Origin of the sequence: Brevundimonas albigilva (assembly GCF_023573565.1) — a bacterium.
In the GTDB taxonomy this organism is placed as follows: domain Bacteria; phylum Pseudomonadota; class Alphaproteobacteria; order Caulobacterales; family Caulobacteraceae; genus Brevundimonas; species Brevundimonas albigilva.
On sequence record NZ_CP097649.1, the window covers coordinates 336,296 to 358,286 of the forward strand.

Annotated in this window: 14 protein-coding genes and 2 pseudogenes; 10 read left to right on the forward strand and 6 right to left on the reverse strand. The window is 70.2% G+C overall.

The genetic code is table 11. The features are described 5' to 3' along the window. The first annotated feature begins 33 nt into the window (after nt 1-33). Both M8231_RS01735 and M8231_RS01740 read left to right on the forward strand, forming a co-directional pair. The gene (locus M8231_RS01735; RefSeq protein ID WP_250202114.1) at nt 34-297 is read left to right on the forward strand and encodes a type II toxin-antitoxin system Phd/YefM family antitoxin; all 264 of its coding nucleotides are present in this window, start codon (nt 34-36) and stop codon (nt 295-297) included. Then, nucleotides 294-701, forward strand: a complete 408-nt coding sequence (locus tag M8231_RS01740; RefSeq protein ID WP_249751418.1) for a type II toxin-antitoxin system VapC family toxin — start codon at nt 294-296, stop codon at nt 699-701. The genes M8231_RS01735 and M8231_RS01740 overlap by 4 nt, the downstream gene beginning before the upstream one ends. Here the strand turns inward: M8231_RS01740 and M8231_RS01745 are convergent. Then, a complete protein-coding gene (locus M8231_RS01745; RefSeq protein WP_250202574.1) occupies nt 680-2,110 on the reverse strand; it encodes a helix-turn-helix domain-containing protein in 1,431 nt (476 codons plus the stop codon). The genes M8231_RS01740 and M8231_RS01745 overlap by 22 nt on opposite strands. Before the next feature lie 156 nt (nt 2,111-2,266). Between M8231_RS01745 and aceA the strand changes: the two genes are divergently transcribed. Together aceA and M8231_RS01755 are read left to right on the forward strand one after the other, a co-directional pair. Then, complete coding sequence (aceA, locus tag M8231_RS01750) at nt 2,267-3,547, forward strand: isocitrate lyase (RefSeq protein WP_249751417.1); 1,281 nt, start codon at nt 2,267-2,269, stop codon at nt 3,545-3,547. A gap of 14 nt (nt 3,548-3,561) precedes the next feature. Continuing rightward, nucleotides 3,562-3,771 carry a hypothetical protein gene (locus M8231_RS01755; RefSeq protein ID WP_249751416.1) on the forward strand — a complete coding sequence of 70 codons (210 nt, stop codon included), beginning with the start codon at nt 3,562-3,564 and terminating at the stop codon, nt 3,769-3,771. A 115-nt stretch (nt 3,772-3,886) separates the two neighbouring features. On the opposite strand, the gene M8231_RS01760 is transcribed toward M8231_RS01755, so the two are convergent. Both M8231_RS01760 and M8231_RS01765 read right to left on the reverse strand, forming a co-directional pair. After that, complete coding sequence (locus tag M8231_RS01760) at nt 3,887-5,227, reverse strand: sigma-54-dependent transcriptional regulator (RefSeq protein ID WP_249751415.1); 1,341 nt, start codon at nt 5,225-5,227, stop codon at nt 3,887-3,889. Continuing rightward, entirely contained in the window at nt 5,227-7,053 is a 1,827-nt protein-coding gene (locus M8231_RS01765) for a sensor histidine kinase (RefSeq protein ID WP_250202115.1), read from the reverse strand. The genes M8231_RS01760 and M8231_RS01765 overlap by 1 nt, the downstream gene beginning before the upstream one ends. A gap of 241 nt (nt 7,054-7,294) precedes the next feature. Between M8231_RS01765 and M8231_RS01770 the strand changes: the two are divergent. After that, a pseudogene (locus tag M8231_RS01770) lies at nt 7,295-8,203 on the forward strand (cation:dicarboxylate symporter family transporter); the annotation flags it as partial. Nucleotides 8,204-8,217: 14 nt separating this feature from the next. On the opposite strand, the gene M8231_RS01775 reads toward M8231_RS01770, so the two are convergent. Then, nucleotides 8,218-8,984 (reverse strand): IS5 family transposase gene (locus tag M8231_RS01775; RefSeq protein ID WP_431307130.1). Its coding sequence is split into 2 segments (ribosomal slippage): nt 8,218-8,636 and nt 8,636-8,984, totalling 768 coding nucleotides; the frame shifts between segments, so codons are not numbered across the junction. Nucleotides 8,985-9,065: 81 nt separating this feature from the next. Between M8231_RS01775 and M8231_RS01780 the strand changes: the two are divergent. The 5 genes and pseudogenes from M8231_RS01780 to M8231_RS01800 form a co-directional block, all read left to right on the forward strand. Beyond that, nucleotides 9,066-9,515, forward strand: a pseudogene (locus M8231_RS01780) (cation:dicarboxylate symporter family transporter); the annotation flags it as partial. 63 nt (nt 9,516-9,578) lie between these two features. Beyond that, nucleotides 9,579-12,641 (forward strand): TonB-dependent receptor domain-containing protein, encoded by a 3,063-nt coding sequence (locus tag M8231_RS01785; protein WP_250202116.1) that lies wholly within the window; start codon nt 9,579-9,581, stop codon nt 12,639-12,641. 16 nt (nt 12,642-12,657) lie between these two features. Beyond that, nucleotides 12,658-13,998: an alpha/beta hydrolase family protein gene (locus M8231_RS01790; RefSeq protein ID WP_250202117.1), complete on the forward strand. Its 1,341-nt coding sequence runs from the start codon at nt 12,658-12,660 to the stop codon at nt 13,996-13,998. Nucleotides 13,999-14,093: 95 nt separating this feature from the next. Beyond that, a complete protein-coding gene (locus M8231_RS01795; RefSeq protein WP_250202118.1) occupies nt 14,094-15,410 on the forward strand; it encodes a UDP-glucose dehydrogenase family protein in 1,317 nt (438 codons plus the stop codon). 1 nt (nt 15,411) lies between these two features. Then, complete coding sequence (locus M8231_RS01800) at nt 15,412-16,386, forward strand: NAD-dependent epimerase/dehydratase family protein (protein ID WP_250202119.1); 975 nt, start codon at nt 15,412-15,414, stop codon at nt 16,384-16,386. Between the two features lie 136 nt (nt 16,387-16,522). On the opposite strand, the gene M8231_RS01805 is transcribed toward M8231_RS01800, so the two are convergent. Further along, complete coding sequence (locus tag M8231_RS01805; RefSeq protein WP_250202120.1) at nt 16,523-19,228, reverse strand: TonB-dependent receptor domain-containing protein; 2,706 nt, start codon at nt 19,226-19,228, stop codon at nt 16,523-16,525. Between the two features lie 182 nt (nt 19,229-19,410). Further along, nucleotides 19,411-21,963 (reverse strand): ATP-binding protein, encoded by a 2,553-nt coding sequence (locus M8231_RS01810; RefSeq protein ID WP_250202121.1) that lies wholly within the window; start codon nt 21,961-21,963, stop codon nt 19,411-19,413. Between the last annotated feature and the right edge of the window lie 28 nt (nt 21,964-21,991).

The window sequence follows — 21,991 nt, forward strand, 5'->3', positions numbered from 1 at the left end:
AATGGTCCATATTGGCCCGGAAGGAGCGGACCCATGGAAGTTTCTGTGACGGACGCCAAGGGCCAGCTGACCGACCTGGTCCGGCGGGCCGAAGCGGGTGAAGAGGTGGTGCTGACCCGGCACGGCCATCCGGCGGTGAGGCTGGCTCCGATGCGGGCTGCGCCGGATCGGGACGCGCGCCGCACGCTTCTGAAGACGGTGCGCCAATCGGCCGGCGTCAAGGCCGCTGCGGTTGACGGACCGGCCGCCTCCCGCAGCCAGGACTTTCTTTATGGGGCGGACGGCCTGCCCGAATGATCGCGGTCGACACCTCCGCCCTGATGGCGATCCTGTTGGGCGAGCCGGAGGCGGACGCCTGCGCCGAGGCGTTGGAGGAAGCCGACGTCTTGCGGATTTCGACGGCCACCGTCGCCGAGGCCCTGATCGTCGCCGCGCGCAGGGGACTGGGCGAGGAGATGCAGGCGCTGATCGACGGTCTGGGCTTCGAAGAGGCGGCCGTCACGCCGGCTGCGGCGCGACGCGTCGCGCGGGCTTACGGCCGGTGGGGCAAGGGCGCGCATCCGGCCGGGCTGAACTTCGGCGACTGCTTTTCCTATGAGGCGGCGGTTTCGGCCGATTGCCCGCTGCTTTACGTCGGCGACGACTTCGCCCGCACGGACGTGAGGTCGGGTCTTACCCCTCACCCCGCCGCGAACGGATAGGGGCTGACCGACTTGGACCAGTCGTCCACCGCCAGCGGGCGGTCGATGGGGGCGGCGGCGCGTTCGGCGCAGGGGTGGCGGTGGCACAGGCGGCAGGCCGGCCCGATGGGGGTGGCGTCGGGCCGCTCCAGGTCCAGGCCGCGCGCATAGGCCAGGCGGTGGGCGTGGCGCAGTTCGCAGCCCAGGCCGACGGCCAGGTCGTGCGCCTCTCCGTAGCCGTCGTGGCCCTGGCGCTCGACCGTGCGGGCGAAGGTGAACCAGCGGTTTCCGTCCGGCGTCTCGATGATCTGGGTGACGATCCGGCCCGGCGTGCGGAAGGCCGAATGCAGCCGCCAGCGCGGGCAGGCGCCGCCGAAGCGCGAGAAGGGAAAGGCGCCGGCGGCATAGCGTTTGGAGATGTTGCCCGCCTGGTCCACCCGCATCAGGAAGAAGGGGACGCCGCGCGCCGACGGCCGCGACAGGGTGGTCAGCCGGTGCGCCGCCTGTTCGTAGCTGACGCCGAAACGGGCCTGGAGCCGCGCCATGTCGTAGCCGGCAGCCTCGGCCGCGCGCTGGAAGGCGGCGTAGGGCATCAGGGTCGCGGCGGCCAGGGTGTTGGTCAGCGCCACCTTCAGCAGCGCGCGGGTCGCCTCGTCCGGCGCGTTCGCGGCCCCGGCCAGAGCGTTCAGCGCGGGGCCGTGCTCGGCCAGCGCCAGCTGGTAGGCGATGGCGAAGGCGCGCGAGGCCGGGCCCAGGGTGTCGGACAACAGCAGGCGGCGGCGGTGCAGGTCGAAGCGGCGGGTCCATTCCACCATGACCTCGGCCGGCAGGGTGCGGACGCCCAGGTCGTGCTTCGCCGCCAGCCGCTGGCGGGCGGCGGGCTCGAAGCCGTCGCCGTGCGCGGGGGCGTCGGCGGCCAGAGCTTCGGCCAGCGCCTCGCCCATCTGGTCCAGTTCGGGGAAGTGGTTGCCGCGCGCTTGGACGTATTCGCGCACCCAGTCGGCCGGGCTGGCCTCCAGCAGGCCCTCGCCGGTGTCGGCGGCGGCGCGGGCCCGGGCGCGCTGGTCGTCGAAGGCGCGATACAGGCGCAGCAGGGCGTCGGCGGCGCCCGGCGCCTCCTCGATCAGCTCCAGCAGTTCGTGGCGCGGGACGGACAGGCCCTTGAACAGCGGGTCGGCCAGCGCCTCGGCCAGCCGCGCCTCGTCCGCCTCTCCGCCCTGGTTCAGGGTGCGCAGGTCGACGTCGTATGTCTCGGCCAGCCGCAGCAGCAGCTGGGCCGACACCGGCCGCTGGTTCCGCTCTATGTGGTTGAGATAGCTGGGGGAAACGCCCAGGTCGGCGGCCATCGCCGTCTGGGTCAGCGACAGGTCGCGCCGCAGCCGCTTCAGCCGCGCGCCGAGGAAAAGCTTGCGATCCGCCGCCGTGTCCATGGTCACAGAATGTCACTTTTGGATCGACAAAGCAAAGTCATATTGTGACATCATGACTTCGCCATTCGCGGTTGCCATGTATCGTTCGTGACACTGGCGTGTTCTTGTCCCTGAGACGGCGGCCCCGGCCGCGCCTTTCCAGAGACGAGATCGATCATGACCACCTTCGCCGACCTGGTTCCGTCCCCCGCCGGCCGCTTCGACGGCATCGAGCGCCCCTACACGCCGGAGGACGTCCTGCGCCTGCGCGGCTCCGTGCCGATCACCTATTCGCTGGCCGAGCGCGGCGCCAACCGCCTGTGGCAACTGCTGCACGACGAGCCCTTCATCAACGCCCTGGGCGCGGTGACCGGCAACCAGGCCATGCAGATGGTCCGCGCGGGCCTGAAGGCCATCTATCTGTCGGGCTGGCAGGTCGCGGCCGACGCCAACACGGCCGGCGCCATGTATCCGGACCAGTCGCTGTATCCCGCCAACGCCGCGCCCGAACTGTGCCGCCGCATCAACCGCACCCTGCAGCGCGCCGACCAGATCGAGCACGCCGAGGGCGGGGCCAAGCGGGACTGGTTCGCCCCCATCGTCGCCGACGCCGAGGCCGGCTTCGGCGGCCCGCTGAACAGCTTCGAGATCATGAAGGCCTTCATTGAGGCGGGCGCCGCGGGCGTCCACTTCGAGGACCAGCTGGCGAGCGAGAAGAAGTGCGGCCACCTGGGCGGCAAGGTGCTGATCCCGACCCAGGCGCACGAGCGCAACCTCGTCGCCGCGCGCCTGGCCGCCGACGTCTGCGGCACGCCGACCATCACGGTCGCCCGCACGGACGCCGAAAGCGCCCAGCTGATCACCTCGGACATCGACGAGCGCGACCAGCCCTTCATCGACCGCGACAATCGCACGCCCGAGGGCTTCTTCCGCCTCAAGGAAGGCACGGGCCTGGACCACTGTATCGCGCGCGGCCTGTCCTACGCCAACATCGCCGACCTGCTGTGGTGGGAGACGTCGCACCCCGACCTGGACGACGCCAAGAAGTTCGCCGAAGCGATCCAGAAGCAGCACCCCGGCAAGCTGATGGCCTACAACTGCTCGCCGTCGTTCAACTGGAAGGCCAAGCTGGACGACGCCACCATCGCCAAGTTCCAGCGCGAGCTGGGGGCCATGGGCTACAAGTTCCAGTTCGTGACCCTGGCCGGCTTCCACGCCCTGAACAACTCCATGTTCGAGCTGGCGGACGGTTATCGCGACAACGGCATGGCGGCCTATTCGGAACTGCAGCAGCGCGAGTTCGCCAACGAGGCGCGCGGCTACACCGCCACCCGCCACCAGCGCGAGGTCGGCACCGGCTATTTCGACCAGGTCGCCACGGTCATCTCCAACGGCACGTCGTCCACGACGGCGCTGAAGGACTCGACCGAGACCGCCCAGTTCACCCACGCGGCTTGAGGAAAGGACCCATCATGGAACCGCTGACCCGAACCGAAGCCATCATCGACTTCTGCCTGGCCCCGCTGGCGCTGGACGCCGGCACCGAGGCCGAGCGCGAGGTGCGCCGCCGCCTGACGCACGTGCTGCGCACCTACCAGGCCAAGGTCGCCAATCCGGTGGCCGTCGACTTCTCCAACATGCCCTCGCAGGTCATCAACGAGGCGGCCCACGGCTACGAATAAGCCTAACCCTTTAGGCGTCATTCCGGGGCTTCGCGCAGCGGAGAACCCGGAACCCAGGGCCGGCGCACGCCTCCTGGGTTCCGGGTTCGCTCCTCGAGCGCCCCGGAAGGACGCGTTAACTGCCCGATCTGAACGCCGCGGGCTTCAGCCCGTGGCGTTGCAGCTTGTCGTACAGCGTCTTTCGCGGCACCCGCATCTCGGCCAGGACGGCGGCGATGTCGCCGCGATGGGCCTCCAGCGCCGCGCGCAGCAGGTCGGCCTCGAAGCGGTTGAGACGTTCGGGCAGGCTCAGCCCCTCGTCGGCGGGACGGGCCGTCTCTTCCAGCGACAGGGCGACGCGCTCGGCGTAATGGGCCAGTTCGCGGATGTTGCCGGGCCAGTCGGCCTCCAGCAGGCGCCGCCGGATCGCATCGTCGACCGCCGGCGGCTCCACCCCGTGGCGATCGGCGGCGCGGCGCAGGAAGTGGGCGAACAGCAGGGGGATGTCCTCGCGTCGCTCGCGCAGCGGCGGCACGCGCAGCCGCACCACGTTCAGCCGGTAATACAGATCCTCGCGGAACGTCCCCGCCTTGGCCGCCTCGCCCAGGTCGACCTTGGACGAGGCCAGCACCCGCAAATCCAGCGCGCGCGGTTCGTTGGCGCCGATCGGATGGACCTCGCGCTCCTCCAGCACCCGCAGCATCTTGACCTGGACGCCCAGCGGCATGCTCTCGACCTCGTCGAGGAACAGCGACCCGTTGTGCGCGCGCTCCACATGGCCGACGCGGCGGCGCAGGGCTCCGGCGAAAGCGCCCAGCTCGTGCCCGAACAGTTCGCTCTCGATCAGGCCGTCGGGCAGGGCGCCGCAGTTGACCGCCACGAAGGGCGCCAGCCTGCGCCGGCCGCCATTGTGCAGGGCCCGCGCCACCGCCTCCTTGCCCGTCCCCGTCTCGCCCTCGATCAGCACGTCCATGCGCGCGTCGGCGATCTGGGCGATGGTGGCGCGAAGGGCGGTGACCGCGCGCGACGATCCGGCCAGAGGCAGCTCCTGGCCCCCCTCGGCGGCGATGGCCGCCAGGCGGCGGTTCTCCAGCACCAGGCCGCGCTTCTCCAGGGCTCGCTTCAGGCTGTCCTGCAGCCGCTCGAACGGAAACGGCTTGGCCACGAAGTCATAGGCGCCGTCGTGCATGGCCGCGACCGCGTCGGCGATGTCGCCGTGGCCGGTGATCAGGATGACGGGCAGGGTCGGGTCCAGCGCCTGCAGACGGCTGAGCAGCTGGCGCCCATCCAGGCCCGGCATCCGCAGGTCGGTGACGACCACGCCGGGGAAGTCGGCGTCGAGGACCTTCAGCGCCGGCTCGGCCGCGGAGAAGGCCCGCACGTCGCAGCCCTCCAGCGTCAGGCGCTCGACCAGGGCCTGGCGGAAGTCGGCGTCGTCCTCGACCAGGGCGACCGATGCGGGATGGTCGAAGCTCATCAGGCTTTCCTCAGGGTGGCGGCGAAGGTCGCGCCGTCCTGGCTGTCCAGCAGGTCCAGCTCGCCGCCGAAGCCGGCCACGATGTCGCGACAGATGACCAGGCCCAGGCCCAGGCCGTTGGCGCGGGTGGTGACGAAGGGGGTGAACAGCTGGTCTCGCACCGCGGGGGGCACGCCCGGCCCGTTGTCGGCCACGATCAGGCGGACGCGATCGGCGTCGTGCTCGACCGCCAGGATCAGGCGCGCGCCGGGGCGGCCCTCCAGCGCCTCGGCGGCGTTCTTGACCAGGTTGACGATGACCTGCTCCAGCCGGAAGCGGTCGGCGCGCACCTTCACGTCGGCGTCGCCCCGCCGGATCAGTTCGATCCCGCCCTCGTCCAGCCGCCCGCGCGTCAGCAGCAGGGCGCCGTGGATGGCGTCCTCCAAGCGCACGGGCTCGATCTTCGGATCGGTCTTGCGCGAGAAGACGCGCAGTTCCTGGGTGATGGCGCCGATGCGCTGGGTCAGGTCGCCGATCCGCGCCAGGGCGCCGCGCGCCCGTTCGGGCTCGGCCCGGTCCATCAGGACGCCGGCGGTCTCGGCCTGGGTCTGGATGGCGGCGACCGGCTGGTTGATCTCGTGGGCCACGCTGGCCACGATCTGGCCCAGGGCGGCCAGTTTGCTGGCCTGCACCAGTTCGTCGCGCAGCAGTTCGCGCGCGGCCTCGGCGCGGCGGCGCTCCTCGATCTGGCGGTTCAGGGCGGTGTTGGCGTCGCGCAGTTCGCGGGTGCGTTCGTCGATGCGCCGCTCCAGCTCCAGCCGCGCCTCCTCCTCGGCGCGGGCGCGGGCGCGGGCCTGCTGGCGGCGGCGCAGCAGGACGGCGGCCAGCCCCGCGATCAGGGTCACGACCAGGGCGGCCAGGGCGCGCGCGGCGCCGACGGCCACGTCGATCGCCCCCCGGCTGGGCGACAGCAGGTGCAGGGTCCATCCCGGCGTCGCCGTGCCGACCTGGGCGTGCATCCAGCGCTGCTCCCCGGCGCCGACCGAGGCCTGGACCAGGCGGGGCCGGTCGCCCTGCGGCGTGGCGAAGGGCAGGGGGCGCAACGACTCGGGCCGCAGCGTCTGGTCGATCAGGGTCAGGCGCCGACGGCGCTCGTCCAGCGGCTGGGTGGTGCGGAACCGCCAGTCCGGCACGCTGGTGATCAGGACCACTCCGCCCGGATCGACGACATAGGCCGGTTCGCCCGAGGCGCGCCATTCCGCCTCCAGGGCGTCGAACTCGACCTTCACCACCACCACGCCCAGCGGCCTTCCGTCGGCGCGGTCGACCCGCCGCGCCAGATAGAGGCCCGGCCGCCCCGACACCGTCCCCAGGGCGAAGAACTCGGCCCGGCCGTTCCTCATGGCGTTGATGAAATACGGGCGAAAGGCGTAGTCGGCGCCGACGAAGCTGGTCGGCAGGCGCCAGTTGCTGGCCGCGCGCGTGCGGCCCCCGGCGTCGATGGCGTAGATGGCCGCCGCCCGCGTCTGGCGCGCGAGATCCTCCAGCTTGTGGTTCACCCGCTCCACCTGGGCGACGCCGGGCGTTTCCAGCAGCCGCTCCACGTCCGGGTCGCCGGCCAGGGCCAGGGGCAGGGAGCGGTGCTTCTCCAGCTCGCTGCGCAGGACCGCCGCGTGCAGGGCGGCGGCGGCCTCGGCCTGACGCGCCAGCTCCGCCTGGGCGTTGCGGCGGGCGGCCTCTCCGGCGCCCAGGGCCGCCACGACGGCCGCGACCAGCCAGACCGCGACGAACAGCATCCAGCCCCGGCGCAGGGCGGGAATCGAACGGCGGGCGGCGGCGTGGGTCATGCCGACATTGTGCGAAAAATCGCACGATGACGCCAGGCGGGCGGGCGATAAATCGCACTTTCGCCGTCCCGACTGAGGGCGGAATTGAGACAATATCCAGCCTAATCAACGAACTGAAATAATCGTCGAGTGCGGTTGGTCGATCTCCGACGCTTCCTCGATAGTCCTCTCACGGAGCGTGGCGAAGATCGCGCCTGTCGAGGAGACTGCGGGAAACCGTCCCGCACATCAGGAGCCTTTCGTGATCCCAGTCCCTTCCGAGACCGCGCCGGCCGTCCGCCGGCCGTTCTATCGCCACCTGTATTTCCAGGTGCTGATCGCCATCGCCCTGGGGGCGATGATCGGCCACTTCTGGCCGGTCTTCGGCGAGAGCCTGAAGCCGCTGGGCGACGGCTTCATCAAGCTGGTGAAGATGGTCATCGCCCCGGTGATCTTCCTGACCATCGTGACCGGCATCGCCGGGATGCGCGACCTGGGCAGCGTCGGGCGCGTGGCGGCCAAGGCCTTCGCCTATTTCCTGACCTTCTCGACCCTGGCCCTGATCGTGGGCCTGATCATCGCCAACATCGTGCGTCCCGGCCACGGGCTGAACATCGATCCCGCCACGCTGAACGCCGGCGCGGTCGAGCAATACGCCGCCGCCGCGCACGAGAGCACCATCGTCGGCTTCCTGATGGGCGTCATCCCCGACACCCTGGTCAGCGCCTTCTCGACCGGCAACATCCTGCAGGTCCTGTTCGTGTCGATCCTGTTCGGCGTGTCCCTGGCCCTGATCGGCGAGCGCGCCCAGCCGGTGCTGGACCTGTTCGAGACGCTGAGCATCGCCGTCTTCAAGCTGGTGGCCATCGTCATGAAGGCCGCGCCGATCGGCGCCTTCGGGGCCTTCGCCTTCACCATCGGGGCCTACGGCATCGCCTCGATCGCCAATCTGGCCGCCCTGATCGCCACCTTCTACCTGACGTCGATCATCTTCGTGGTGGGCGTCCTGGGGCTGGTCGCCATCGCCAACGGCTTCAACATCCTGAAGCTGATCCGCTACCTGAAGGAAGAGCTGCTGCTGGTGCTGGGCACCTCCAGCTCCGAGGCGGCCCTGCCCAGCCTGATCGCCAAGATGGAGCGCGCCGGCGCGGCCAAGTCGGTGGTCGGCCTAGGATGAATCGACATTCACCGCATCCACAGCATGGAGGCGGCGATGTGGATGAAGGCGAGGTAGTGGCGCGCGAGCCTGTCGAACCGGGTGGCGAAGCGGCGGAAGTGCTTGAGCTTGTTGAAGCAGCGCTCGACCCGATTGCGGAGCCTGTAGACCAGCGGATCGTGCGGGATCGGGACCTTTCGTGAGCGGGTCGAAGGGATGACGGCCTCGGCTCCGATCTGGTCCAGGTGACGGCGAAGGCTGTTGGCGTCATAGGCGCGGTCGGCGAGCACGGCGGCAGGGCGATGGCCTTCCAGAAGGGCCGGCACGGCGAGGATGTCGTGGCTCTGACCGGCTGCGATGAGGAAGCGAACGGGCCGCCCGAGCGTGTCGCAGGCCATGTGGACCTTGGTCGTCAGTCCGCCTCTGGAACGCCCCACAGCCGGATCGAGGCCCCCTTTTTACGGCCGCTGCCCCGACCGGTCGTCGCCTGCTGGTGAGCCCGCACAAGCGTTGAGTCCAGCATCAGATACTGGTTGTCCCGGTCCTTGATCAGATCGTCGAACACCTTCTCCCAGACCCCCGCCGCCGCCCAGCGGCTGAAGCGTTTGTGTGCCGTCTTCCACTTGCCGTAGCGCTCGGGAAGGTCCTGCCAGTGAGCGCCGGACCGCAGCACCCAGAGCACCCCGTTCACAAATAGCCGGTTGTCGGACCCCGTCCGACCGGGATCCGACGCCTTCCCCGGCAGCAGCGGCTCAATACGAGCCCACTGCGCCTCGTCCAGTTCATAACGCTTCACGCCCATCGATGACCTCCGCCAAAGCGGAGACCTATGAATCACGCATCAGGCCGCACGTGAATCCCTGAATGTCGATTGGACCTAGTCGTGCCCACCGGCTATTCGTTCAACCTGGACGGCACCAACATCTACATGACGATGGCGGCCCTGTTCATCGCCCAGGCGCTGAACATCGACCTGACGATCTGGCAGCAGATCACGCTGCTGCTGGTGGCCATGCTGTCGTCCAAGGGCGCGGCGGGCATCACCGGCGCGGGCTTCATCACCCTGGCGGCCACCCTGTCGGTGGTGCCGGACGTGCCGGTCGCGGGCATGGCGCTGATCCTGGGCATCGACCGCTTCATGAGCGAGTGCCGGGCCCTGACCAACTTCATCGGCAACGCCGTGGCCACCGTGGTGGTCGCGCGCTGGGAGGGCCAGCTGGACCGCGACGCCCTGCACGCCGCGCTGAACGGCCAACCCGCGCCCATCGCGGCCAAACCCGATCCGGCCGCCGGGCCGGGCGACGACCTGGTCCTCGCGGACGACTGACCGCGCGGGCGAACTTTTGAAGGCGGGACCGTCGGCGACAACGGCGGCCCGGGAGGAGGAGACATGAAGATGCAGTCCAAGTTCACCCTGAGGGCGGGCGCGGCCTCGGCCGTCCTGCTGATGTCGGCCGGCGCGGCCCTGGCCCAGGAGGCGGACCCGGCGACGGACGGCCAGCCCGCCCAGGTCGAGGACATCGTGGTCGTCGGTTCCCAGATCCGCGGCGCCTCGACCACGGCCGCCCTGCCGGTCACCGTCGTGACGCAGGAAGAGATCGTCGCGACCGGCGCGGTCAGCGGCGACGACCTGCTGCGCTCCATTCCCCAGATGGGCGACGTGCTGTTCTCCAGCGCCAACAACCCCCAGACCTCGAACGCGGCCCGCGGCGACGTCAATTCGGTCAACCTGCGCTCGCTGGGCGTCGGCAACACCCTGGTCCTGCTGAACGGCCGCCGCATCGTCCAGCATCCGACCAGCCAGGGCACGTCGGACACCGGCACGGTGCCGGTGCTGAGCTACAACTCCAACGCCATCCCGGTCTCGGGGCTGGAGCGGCTGGAGGTCCTGCTGGACGGCGCCGCGGCCATCTACGGCGCGGACGCCGTGGCCGGCGTGGTCAACACCGTGCTTCAGGAAGACTTCGACGGCCTGGAGATGAAGGCCCAGTACGGCGGGGCCGAGGGCACGCACCGACGCGAGTTCACCCTGGGCCTGTTCGCCGGCAAGGACTTCGAGCGCGGCAACATCTCGGGCTTCCTGGACTATACGGACCGCACGGCCCAGCGCGCCGAGGACATGGACTACACCGCCTCGGACGATCGCCGCGCCCTGTTCGCCGACGTGCCGGGATACGAGACGTCGACCGATCCGGACGCGCGCTCGTCCTATACGTCGTGGGCCAACTTCCAGACGCCGTTCCGGGTCCGCCAGGGCACGACCAACCTGACCTCCGCCGCTGGCGCCTTCCACAACCAGCCCTCGGCCCTGGGGTGCACCGCGCCGATCGGCGGCGACGTCTGCCTGGCCAGCGGCAACATCAGCTACAGCAGCGCCGCCGCGCGCGACCTGCGCTACGACGGCGCGCGGGGCGCCACCGTCTCGCCCGACGTCGAGCGGCTGAACCTGTTCGTCTCGGGCCACTACGACCTGGACAACGGCGTCACCGCCTTCGGGGAGCTGGGCTATTACACGGCCACCACCCAGAACATCCAGCCCGCCACCATCCTGTTGAACCCGCTGTGGATTCCGGCCAGCAACTACTGGAACCCGTTTGGGCCGATCACCTTCGCCGACGGCACGGTCAACCCCAACCGCCTGCCGGGCTTGAGCAATGTTCCGGCCGAGGGCACAGACGTGAAGCTGGTCCGCTATCGCTTCAACGACGTGGGCGAGCAGGTCGTTGACGTCGACAACTGGCAGTCGCGCATCCTGGGCGGTCTGCGCGGCGAATGGCGCGGCTTCGACTGGGAAAGCGCCATCCTGTATTCGGAGGCCGAGGCGACGGACACCTCCAACGCCATCAACCTGACGGCGCTGCAGGCCAGCCTGGCCCTGTCGACGCCCGACGCCTACAACCCCTTCAGCGGCGGCTGCGTCGACGACACCAGCGGCGGCGACTGCACGCCCAGTTCGCAGACCGCGATCGACGCCATCAGCACCGACCTGACGCGGGTGTCCAAGACGACCCTGGCGCTCTGGGACTTCAAGGTGAGCCGTCCCGACCTGTTCACCCTGCCGGGCGGGCCGGTGGGGGTCGCCCTGGGCGTCGAGGCCCGCAAGGAGACCCAGCGCGACGACCGCGACGAGGACCTGGACGGCACCAACGTCTTCGTCGACATGATCAGCGGCGAAACCAGCATCTCGAACATCGCCGCCGTCAGCTCCAACCCCGACACCTACGGCGAGCGCGAGGTCTATTCGGCCTATGTCGAGTTCGCAGTGCCGGTGGTCTCGCCCGAGATGAACGTGCCGCTGGTGCGCAGCCTCGATTTCCAGATCGCCGGCCGGTACGAGCACTATTCGGACTTCGGCGACGTCGCCAAGCCGAAGATCGCGATGGCCTGGGACATCATCGACGGCGTTCGCGTTCGCGGGTCCTATTCGCAAGGGTTCCGCGCGCCGAACCTGGAACAGACCAATGCGGCCCAGTACGCGCGCCTGTCGACCAACAACGACTACATCCGCTGCGAGGCGGACCTGCGCCTGGGCCGGATCGACAACTTCAACGAATGCTCCCAGCCCGCCAGCGCCTCGCTGCTGGTGTCCGGCAACCCGGAGCTGGAGCCCGAGGAAAGCACCAACCAGTCGATCGGCCTGGTGTTCCAGCCCTGGTTCATCCCCGAGCAGTTCGGCCGCTTCACCTTCACCATCGACCGCTGGAAGATCGAACAGGAGAAGATCGTCGGCCTGCTGGGCGCCCAGTCCAACGTCGTGCTGGATTATCTGAACATCCTGCAGGGCACGACCAACGACAACGTCAACCGCGCCCCGGTGACGGCCGACGACATCGCCTTCTTCGAAGGCAGCGGCATCACCCCCGTGGGCCAGATCACCTCGATCGAGGACCAGTTCATCAATCTGCTGCCGCAGACGGTGGAGGGGTTGGACATCGGCATGCAATGGCGGCTGCGCGGCACGCCCTGGGGCGACTTCCGCGCCAGCCTGAACGCGGCCCATCTGATGGAATTCAACCGCTCGGCCGGCCCGCTGGTTGAATCGCTGTTCGAGGCGCGCGAACAGGGCCTGATCAACGAGAACACGCCGCTGCCGATCTCGGAAACCCTGCTGGCCCGCAACGGCCGGCCGGAATGGCGGGTGTCGGGCTCGTTCACCTGGTCGCAGGGCCCGTGGCAGGTCGGCGCCTTCACCCAGTACATCAGCTCGGTCACCGAAACGGGCTTCCTCAGCTCCGAGGGCGACGCCTGGACGGTCGACAGCCAGCTGACCGGCAATCTGTACGGCCAGTACGAGTTCGAGGACGGCTACGGCTTCGCCTCGGGCACGACGGTTCGGGTCGGCGCCCGCAACATCACCGACGAACAGCCGCCGCTGTCGTCGGAAGGCTATCTGGGATCGCTGTACCGTCCCTATGGCCGCTACTGGTACGTCAACGTCTCCAAGACGTTCTGATCCGAGGAGGCGAAGGATGCGCCCGATCCCGATGCTGGCGGCCGCCGCCGCCCTGACGCTGATCGGCGCGCCCTTCGCCGCCGCCCAGACGACGCAGGCCGCCGCCCCCGCCGCCGCCCCGTCCGATCCCTCCCCGGACCCGGCCGCCTGTCCCGACTTCCTGCCGCAGCAGACGCGGTGCTGGTCGGGGCGGGCGGCCAAGGGGGGGTATTACTGGATCGCCGTGCCCAAGGACTGGAACGGGACGCTGGTGGTCCACGCCCACGGCGGGCCGCGCACGGCCGCGCCCGAACCCGACGACCCGCTGGAGGATCTGGAGCGGTTCTCCATGACGGTGAAGGAGGGCTACGCCTGGGCGGGCTCGACCTATCGCCGGGGCGGCTACGGCGTGCGGATGGCGGCCGAGGACACCGACGACCTGCGCCGGATCTTCTGGGACGCCTTCGGCCGGCCGCGCCGCACGATCCTTCACGGCCAGTCCTGGGGCGGCAATGTCGCGGCCAAGACGGCCGAGCTCTACGCCCGCGACGCGGAGGGGCAGGTGGTCTGGGACGGCGTGGTGCTGACCAGCGGCGTCCTGGCCGGCGGAGCCCGCGCCTATGATTTCCGCGCCGACCTGCGCGCCGTCTATCAGTTCTACTGCCACAACCACCCCGCCCCGGACGAGCCGCAGTATCCGCTGTGGCGGGGCCTGCCGATGGACAGCGCGATGACCCGCGCCCAGCTGGCCCAGCGGGTCCAGGCCTGCACCGGCGTCGGCCTGGCCGAGAGCCGGCGCACGGCCGAGCAGAAGCGCAACCTGGCCGACATCCTGGCCGTCGTCGGGATCGAGGAGGACCAGCTGGTCTCGCACCTGGTCTGGGCCACCTTCCTGTTCCGCGACATGGTGCAGACGCGGCTGGACGGGCTCAATCCGTTCGACAACAGCGCGACGGTCTATGCGGGCTCGCACGACGACGCGGCCCTGAACGCGGGCGTGCAGCGGTTCGCCGCCGATCCGATGGGCGAGGCGCGCCTGGCCTATGACGCGGCGCTCAGCGGCCTGATCGTGGCGCCGACCCTGACCATCCACGGCAAGGCCGATCCGACCGCCTTCGTCTCCAACGAGGCCGCCTATCGCCGGACGGTGGCGGCGGCGGGCCGGTCGGACCTCTTGGTCCAGACCTTCACCGACGAGGCCGAGCACAGCCGCCTGTCGGCGCCGCAGTACGTCGCCCTGTTCCAGGCCATGTCGCGCTGGCTGGACGCGGGCGACAAGCCGACGCCGCAGGGCGTGGCGGCGCTGTGCCAGGCAGCGGCCCCTCGCTATGACGGCGGCTGTCGTTTCGACGTGGATTTCACGCCGACCGTCGACTGAGGCCGGGATCGCGAAGCGACGCCTTAGCCGATCAAGGTCTAGCCCCGGCGCGGGCGCCTGTCCTATAGCGGGGCGTTCGTCACGGGAGCCTTCGTATGCGCGTCGCCATGATCGGGTCCGGCTATGTCGGCCTGGTGTCGGGAGCCTGTTTCGCCGACTTCGGCCACACGGTCGTCTGCATCGACAAGGACCCGTCCAAGATCGAGCGGCTGAACCGGGGCGAGATCCCGATCTTCGAACCCGGCCTGGACGATCTGGTCGAGACGAACGTACGCGACGGCCGCCTGTCCTTCTCCCAGGACGGCGCCGAGGCGATCCGGACCGCCGACGCCGTCTTCATCGCCGTGGGCACGCCCAGCCGGCGCGGCGACGGCCACGCCGACCTGTCCTACGTCCATGCGGCGGCCGAGGAGATCGCGGGCCTGATCCAGGGCTTCACCGTCGTGGTCACCAAATCGACCGTGCCGGTCGGCACGGGCGACGAGGTCGAGGCCATCATCCGCCGGGTCAATCCGGACGCCGACTTCGCCGTGGTCTCCAACCCCGAATTCCTGCGCGAGGGCGCCGCCATCGGCGACTTCAAGCGGCCCGACCGGGTGGTCATCGGCGTCAACGAGGACGCGGCGGCCGAGCGCGCCCGCACGGTGATGAGCGAACTCTATCGCCCGCTGAACCTGAACGAGAGCCCGCTGCTGTTCGTCAACCGCCGCACGTCGGAACTGATCAAATACGCCGCCAACGCCTTCCTGGCGATGAAGATCACCTTCATCAACGAGATGGCGGACCTGTGCGAGGCGGTCGGCGCGGACGTGCAGCAGGTCGCGCGCGGCATCGGCCTGGACAAGCGGATCGGCGCCAAGTTCCTGCACGCGGGCCCCGGCTACGGCGGGTCGTGCTTTCCCAAGGACACCATCGCCCTGGTCCGCACGGCCCAGCAGTATGGCGCGCCGACGCGGCTGATCGAGGCGACGGTGGCGGTCAACGACGCGCGCAAGCAGGCCATGGCGGGCCGGGTCGAGAAGACGCTGGGCGCCAGCGTCCAGGGCAAGACCGTCGCCCTGCTGGGCCTGACGTTCAAGCCGAACACCGACGACATGCGCGACGCCCCGTCGCTGGACATCGCGCCGGCCCTGATCGCGGCGGGCGCGCGGGTCCAGGCCTTCGATCCCGAGGGGATGCACGAGGCCGCGAAACTGCTGGACGGCGTGGAGATGAAGGACAGCGCCTATGACGCGGTCCAGGGCGCCGACGCCGTGGTCATCGTCACCGAATGGGACCAGTTCCGGGCGCTGGACCTGGACCGCGTCAAGCTGCTGATGAACCAGCCGGTGCTGGTCGATCTGAGGAACATCTACCGGCCCGAGGACATGCAGCGGCGCGGCTTCCGATACTCCGGCATCGGGCGCGGCTGAGATGGCGCGGCCGGTCATCGTCACGGGGGCGGCCGGCTTCATCGGCATGCACGTCGCCGAACGGCTGCTGAACCGGGGCGAGGCGGTCGTCGGCGTCGACGTCTTCAACGCCTATTACGACCCGCGCCTGAAGGAGGCGCGCGCCGCCCGGCTGGAGGGGCGCGACGGCTTCCGCATGGTGCGGCTGGACATCGCCGAGCACGAGGCGATGCGGGCCCTGGTCGCCGACAGCGGCGCCGACCGGGTGGTGCATCTGGCCGCCCAGGCGGGGGTGCGCTACTCGATCGACAATCCCTTCGCCTATGAGCGGTCGAACCTGGCTGGGCATCTGTCGATCCTGGAGGCCTGCCGCCACGCCGGGATCGAACATCTGGTCTATGCGTCGTCCAGTTCGGTCTATGGCGACCGGCCGCTGGACGGGCAGGGGTTCAGGGAGGACGATCCGACCGTCAGCCCGGTCTCGCTCTACGCCGCCACCAAGCGGTCGTGCGAACTGCTGAGCCAGAGCTACGCCCGCCTCTACGGCTTTCCGCAGTCGGGCCTGCGCTTCTTCACCGTCTATGGCCCGTGGGGCCGTCCGGACATGGCCTACTACAGCTTCACGCGCCGGATCGTGCGGGGCGAGCCGATCGAGGTCTATGGCGAGGGGCGCATGGCGCGCGACTTCACCTATATCGACGACATCGTCGACGGGGTGCTGGGCGTGCTGGACCACCCGCCGGCCGAGGGGGCGCACGAGATCTACAACATCGGCGACAGCCAGCCGGTCGGCCTGATGGAGATGATCGCTACGCTGGAGGCCGCGCTGGGCGTGCAGGCGAACAAGATCATGCGCCCGATGCAGCCCGGCGACGTCACCGCCACCTACGCCGACATCTCCAAGCTGAACGCCCTGACCGGCTACAGGCCCAGGGTCGCGCTGGGCGACGGCCTGCCGAAGTTCGTCGACTGGTGGCGGTCGTTCGAGAACGGGTAGGCGTCCGCACCCTCGTCATTCCGGGGCGTCCGCAGGACGAACCCGGAACCCAGGACCGCATCACCCCGCGTGGACCGCCCTGGGCTCCGGGTTCCGCTGCGCGGCCCCGGAGCGACGATGGCCGGCGACCCGACCGTCAGAACAATATCTTCCTCAGGTTGATGCGGAACACGCGGCCCTGCGGGTCCAGATAGTCGGCCTGGTAGTTGACCGGCCGGGCGCCGTCGCTGGAGGTGGCCGAGACCCGATCGTCGAACAGGTTCTGCACCCCGACGCCGACGCGCGTGCCGTCCAGGAAGGGGAAGCGCGCGACCAGCGACTTGCGCTGCGACAGGTCGGCGAAGGCGAACAGGTTCACCGTCGTGCGGTCCGAGAACTCCAGGTCCGGCGAGCCCAGGGCGTCGCCCTCGACCGTCGTGCCCGACTTCCAGTTGGCGTTCAGAAAGGCGCCGTAGCCGTTCCGGAAGGCGCCGGCCTGCAGCTGCACCTCGTGGCGCGACTGACCGCCCGAGCCGCTGATGGAGTCGCCGTCCAGAAGGTCCAGCGGCGCCAGGCCGTCGCGGATGACGACCTCGTCCTGAACGCGCCAGGTGTGGGTCAGCGACAGGTTGAACATCCCCTGTCCGGGCTGCATGGCCGATCCGCGACCGCCGCGCATCCGGGCGCCGCCAGGACCGCCAGGGCCGCCGGGGCCGCCGGCGCGCGATCCGCCGTCGCCCGGCGGGGGACCCCCGGGCGGAGGTCCGCCCGCGCCCGGGCCTCCGCCCCGGCCCCGACCCGCCGCCGCCGCGGGATTGGGCGCGCCGAACGCGCGCGAGAAGTTGAAGCCCCACTGCACGTCCTGCTGCTCGCGCTTGGCGAAGTTCAGCGGCCGAGCGTCGATCGACAGCAGGTTCCCGTCGTCGTCGCGGGTGAACCGCTCGGGCAGGGCGGCCTCCAGGTCCGGGGTGATGGCCGGGAAGCTGGAGATCTCGTTGTCGGTCTCGGTGCGGGTGTAGGCCAGGTTCAGCCGCAGGTCGCGTTCCGAGAACGGCTGCCAGTTGACCCCCAGCTTCAGGATGCGGCTGTCCTCGGCCTTCAGATTGGGGTCGCCGCCGGTGATCTGGGTGATCTCGACCGTCTGGCCGGTGGCGAAGTCGAACACCGGCGTGTTGGGGGTGGAGACGAACGGGTCGTTCAGCTGCTGGATGGTCGGGGCCTTGCCCTCGTCGGAATAGTTGGCCGACAGCGACAGCCGCTCCCACGGCGACCAGTTCAGCCCGGCGCCGATCTCATGCACGCCGCCGAAGTCCGACAGCTCGTCGTACTGCAGGTTCAGATTGGCCGACAGGTCGCCCAGCACGGGCAGGACGCCGCGATCCTTGTTGGCGATCGGCAGGTCGAAGTTGGCCTGGAAATTCCCCTGGTCGCGCGACTGCGACCGCTCGCTGGCCGCGCCGGACCGGACGCTCTCGGAATCCAGCGACTGGTGCTCGGCCCCCACCTTGAAGGTCGAGGTCAGGTCGCCGGCCGGCAGCTCCCAGGCCGTGCCGTTCAGCACGAACTCGGCTTCGGCCGTCTGCGAGACCGAGCGGGCGGTGTCGCGCAGGGCGTCGCCGACCAGGCCGTCGATGTCGCCGAACGGATTGACGGACGGGTCGCCCGCCTCGATCGCGGCCTGGAGAGCGTCGTCGTCCACGCCCCGCCCGGTCGAGGTCTTGGTCTCGGTGCGGGTGTATTCGCCGGTCGCGGTCCAGCGCCAGTCGCCCAGATAGCCGTCCAGAACGCCGCCCAGTTCGGCCGTGCGGGTGTCGACCGATCGGCTGAGCGCATCGGGGCGGTCGACATAGCGATACAGCAGCACGTCGTTGGCGAACGGCGAGAAGCCGCTGCTGGACGGCAGGGTCAGGGTCACGCCCGGCAGGCCCAGGTAGCTGAAGCTGGAGCTGTCCTCCAGGCTGCCGCTCAGGGTCAGGCCGACGCTGTCGTTCAGGTCGTGCTTGTAGGTCCCGGCGATCGAGGCCTCGTCCGACTGCGGCAGCAGGGTGCGATAGGCGTTCAGGTCGTCGGCGCGCGCGACCCCGGCGGTGGCGACGAAGTCGCTCAGGCTCGGCGCCCCGCCGGCGGCCGAGGCGGGCACGCCCGCCACCGTCACGGCGGACCCCGCCAGGGCTGACAGGGCCGGGTCGATCTGGGCGCCGTTCAAGCCCGTGACGTTGCCGACCCGGTCAAACAGCACGTTCGTTCCGGTGCGGTCGATGTCGCGTTCGGTCTCGTACAGCGGATTGCTGGTCTGACCGTTAATGTCCAGCGACCAGCGGTCCGAGCCTTCGATCCGCAGGATGTTGTTCTCGGACTGGGTGGTGGTGCGGCCGCCCTGCTCCGAACGGCTGACGTTGACCGAGGCGGTCAGCGAGCGGAAGTCGGCCTTCAGCACGATGTTCACGACCCGCTGGTTGGCGCTGTAGCCATAGGACAGCGCCGTCTCCTCGGGCAGGATGTCGAACCGTTCGATCGCCTCGGGCGGGATGCCGCGGATCTCGCGAAAGCCCGAGATGCGCCGGCCGTTGACCAGGAAGACCGGCGAGCCGCCGCGGGCGCTGCGGGTCTGGGCCTCCAGCAGCGTCACCAGCTCGCCGATGTTGGTGGCGCCGAACGCCTGCAGCTGGGTGGTGTCGTAAGAGACGATGGGCTCCTGGCCGCCCAGGGCCACGCCGCGCTGCTGGCCGGTGACGACGATGTCGGGCAGGACGGCGACCGCCTCGTCCTCGGGCGGCGTCTGGGTCTGGACTTGGGCGACCTCGACGTTGGCGGTCGCCGCCGTCGGGGCCAGGGCAAGCAGGAGAAGGGACGCGGCGGGCATGGGGAGAAGCCTCGAATGCGGAAGTGCGCCCTATGGAGGACGCTGCAAAGGTGACCATAAAGCGGCGAAATTCATGAACGATTGGAAAGCGTTGCGGCGATCCAACAGGCCGCGGAATTCAACGTTCGACGCGCGACGGAAACGCCGGCGACCCGCGTTGAAGTCCGTTTGAAGGCGATCGTCTAGGCCGCGCGCGCGGCGACCGCGCCCCGCGTCGCCTCCAGCGCCGCCGCCACCCCGTCGAGCAGGCTCTGCAGGGTGATGGGCTTGGACAGGTGCCCGTCCGCGCCCGCGGCGCGCGCCGCCTCGACGTGCTCGGGCAGGGCGTTGGCCGTCAGCATGATCAGGGGCGTGCGCCGCCCGTCGCCTTCGGCCTCCAGCGCCCGGATCGCCGCCGTGGCGCTCAGCCCGTCCATCACCGGCATCTGCATGTCCATCAGGATCAGGTCGAAGCCGCCCTTTGCGAAGGCGTCGACGGCGGCCCGGCCGTCCTCGACCGCGACCAGCTCGGTCTCGACGCCGCTCAGCATGATCTCCATCACCTTGCGGTTGGCTGGGTGGTCGTCGGCCAGCAGGACGCGCGCGGGGAAGGACAGGGGGGCGTCGGCGCCCGCGGCCTCAAGGGCCGTCTCGGCCTCGCCGGCGCTGGCGGCCGGGGCGGCCGGCGGCAGGGTCAGGTCGAACCAGAACCGCGCGCCTTCGCCGGGACGGGATTCGCAGTCCAGTTCCCCGCCCATCAGGCCGACCAGCTCGCGCGAGATGGCCAGGCCCAGGCCGGTGCCGCCGAACCGGCGGGTGATGGAGCCGTCGGCCTGCTGGAAGCGGGCGAAGATCCGCGTCTTGTGAGCGTCGTCGAAGCCGCAGCCGGTGTCGGCCACGGTGAAGCGGACCCGGTCCGCGCCGGCGTCGGCCACGCTGACCGTCACCGACCCGCCGTCGGTGAACTTCAGGGCGTTGGAGATCAGGTTGGACAACACCTGGCGCAGGCGCACGACGTCGCCTTCCACCGCCCGGTCCAGCGCCGGGTCGATCTGGACGCGCAGGGCGACGCCCTTCTCGTCCGCGCGGGGGCGATACAGGGCCGCGGCGCCGCGCACCGTCTCGGCCAGGTCGAAGGGCGCGGTCTCGATGACGATCTGGCCGGCCTCGATCTTGGCGGTGTCCAGGATGTCGGACAGCAGGCGTTCCAGCGTCACGCCCGAGGCGCGGATGACCTCGACCATCTCGTGCTCGCGCGGACGCAGCGCGGCGCGCGACAGGGCGTCGGCCATGGCCACCACGCCGTTCAGCGGGGTCCGGATCTCGTGGCTCATATTGGCCAGGAATTCGGACTTGGAGCGATTGGCGGCCTCGGCCCGGCGTCGCGCCTCGCGCAGGCGTCGCGACTGGCGCCACATCCAGAACAGGGCGACCCCGGCCGACAGCAGGAACAGCACGGCGATGCCGGTGATCCAGTTCTGGGCGCCGATGACCGCGCGTTGCAGATCGGTGTTGGCGCGCGCGGTCTCCAGCTGGGCGCGGCGCTCGGCCAGCTGCTGCTGCATGTCGCCCGTCACCTGGCGGATGCCGCCGCTGAAGCGACGGGCGTCGGCGATCTTCTCCTGGCGCGCGTGCTCGCGCATCCGTTCATAGGCCTCGCGCGGGCGGCCTTCGGCGAACAGGATCTCGGCCTCGACGTGGGGCAACTCCGAGGCGCCCTCCTCGCGGAACAGGCCGGCGGCGGCCAGGCGACGGATCTGGTCCAGGTCGCGCCGGGCCTCGACCAGGCGGCCGGTCTGGGCGCGGGCGATGGCGCGCGTCGGCAGCAGGTGGGGCGCCAGGAAGGAGGCCTGGCCCAGGTCTTCCCCATAGGGCGCAAGGCAGGTCAGGACGTCGTTCGGCGCCTGGCGGGCCTTGGCCACCATGGCGCACAGATTGGCGTCATAGACCTTCAGACTGGGCAGGCCCGCGCGCAGGGTCAGCCGGTGGTGGATCTGGAACAGGCGCTGGGCCTGCTGGACGTCGCCCATCCCCGTCGACAGCCGCGCCAGATTGTACACCGCGTCGAAGTCCGGGCGCGGATAGTCGGGATTGGCGAAGTCGATCTCGAAGCGGCCGAAGGCGGCGATGGCGCCGTCGATGTCGTTCAGCTTCATCAGGCCGATGCCGGTCATCTCCCACAGGCCGGCGCGCGCGACGTCGGCGTAGGGCGCCGTGTCGGGGATGAAGGCGTCGGCGTCCGCCAGCAGTTTCAGCCCCTCGCCGATCTTGTCCTGGTCCATCAGAGCCAGGGCCCAGATACGCGTGGCGTGGGCCTTGGCGAACCAGTCCTGTTCCGCGGCCGCCTGGCGGCGCATCTCGTCGGCCGCCGGGGTGTCGCCCTGATCGTAGCGCAGCACCAGGTCGTTCAGGGCGGCGATGCGGATATAGCGGCTGTCCTTCTGAAGGTCGGCGGCCTGCGCCAGGCGGCGGTTCCAGTCGGCGGCCTCGTCGAACTCGCCCTGGTTCAGCATGATCCAGGCGACGTGATAGAGGCGCTGCAGCCCCTCGCGGTCGTTGCGCTGCTCGGCCGCGCGGCCGAAGGCCCGCAGGGCGGCGAAGTCGGTCGCGCCGGCGCGGCGCTCGACGGCCTGGGCCAGTTCGATCGGCGAGCGTTTCGGACCGGGGGGCTGGGCCTGGGCGCCCAGGGCGACGCCCTGGACCAGCAGCGCGATCAGGGCGAAGAGGGCGAAGGAGCGGACTCTGGAACTGGACATGCGGCTTCCGATTTCGCCGCACCATGCC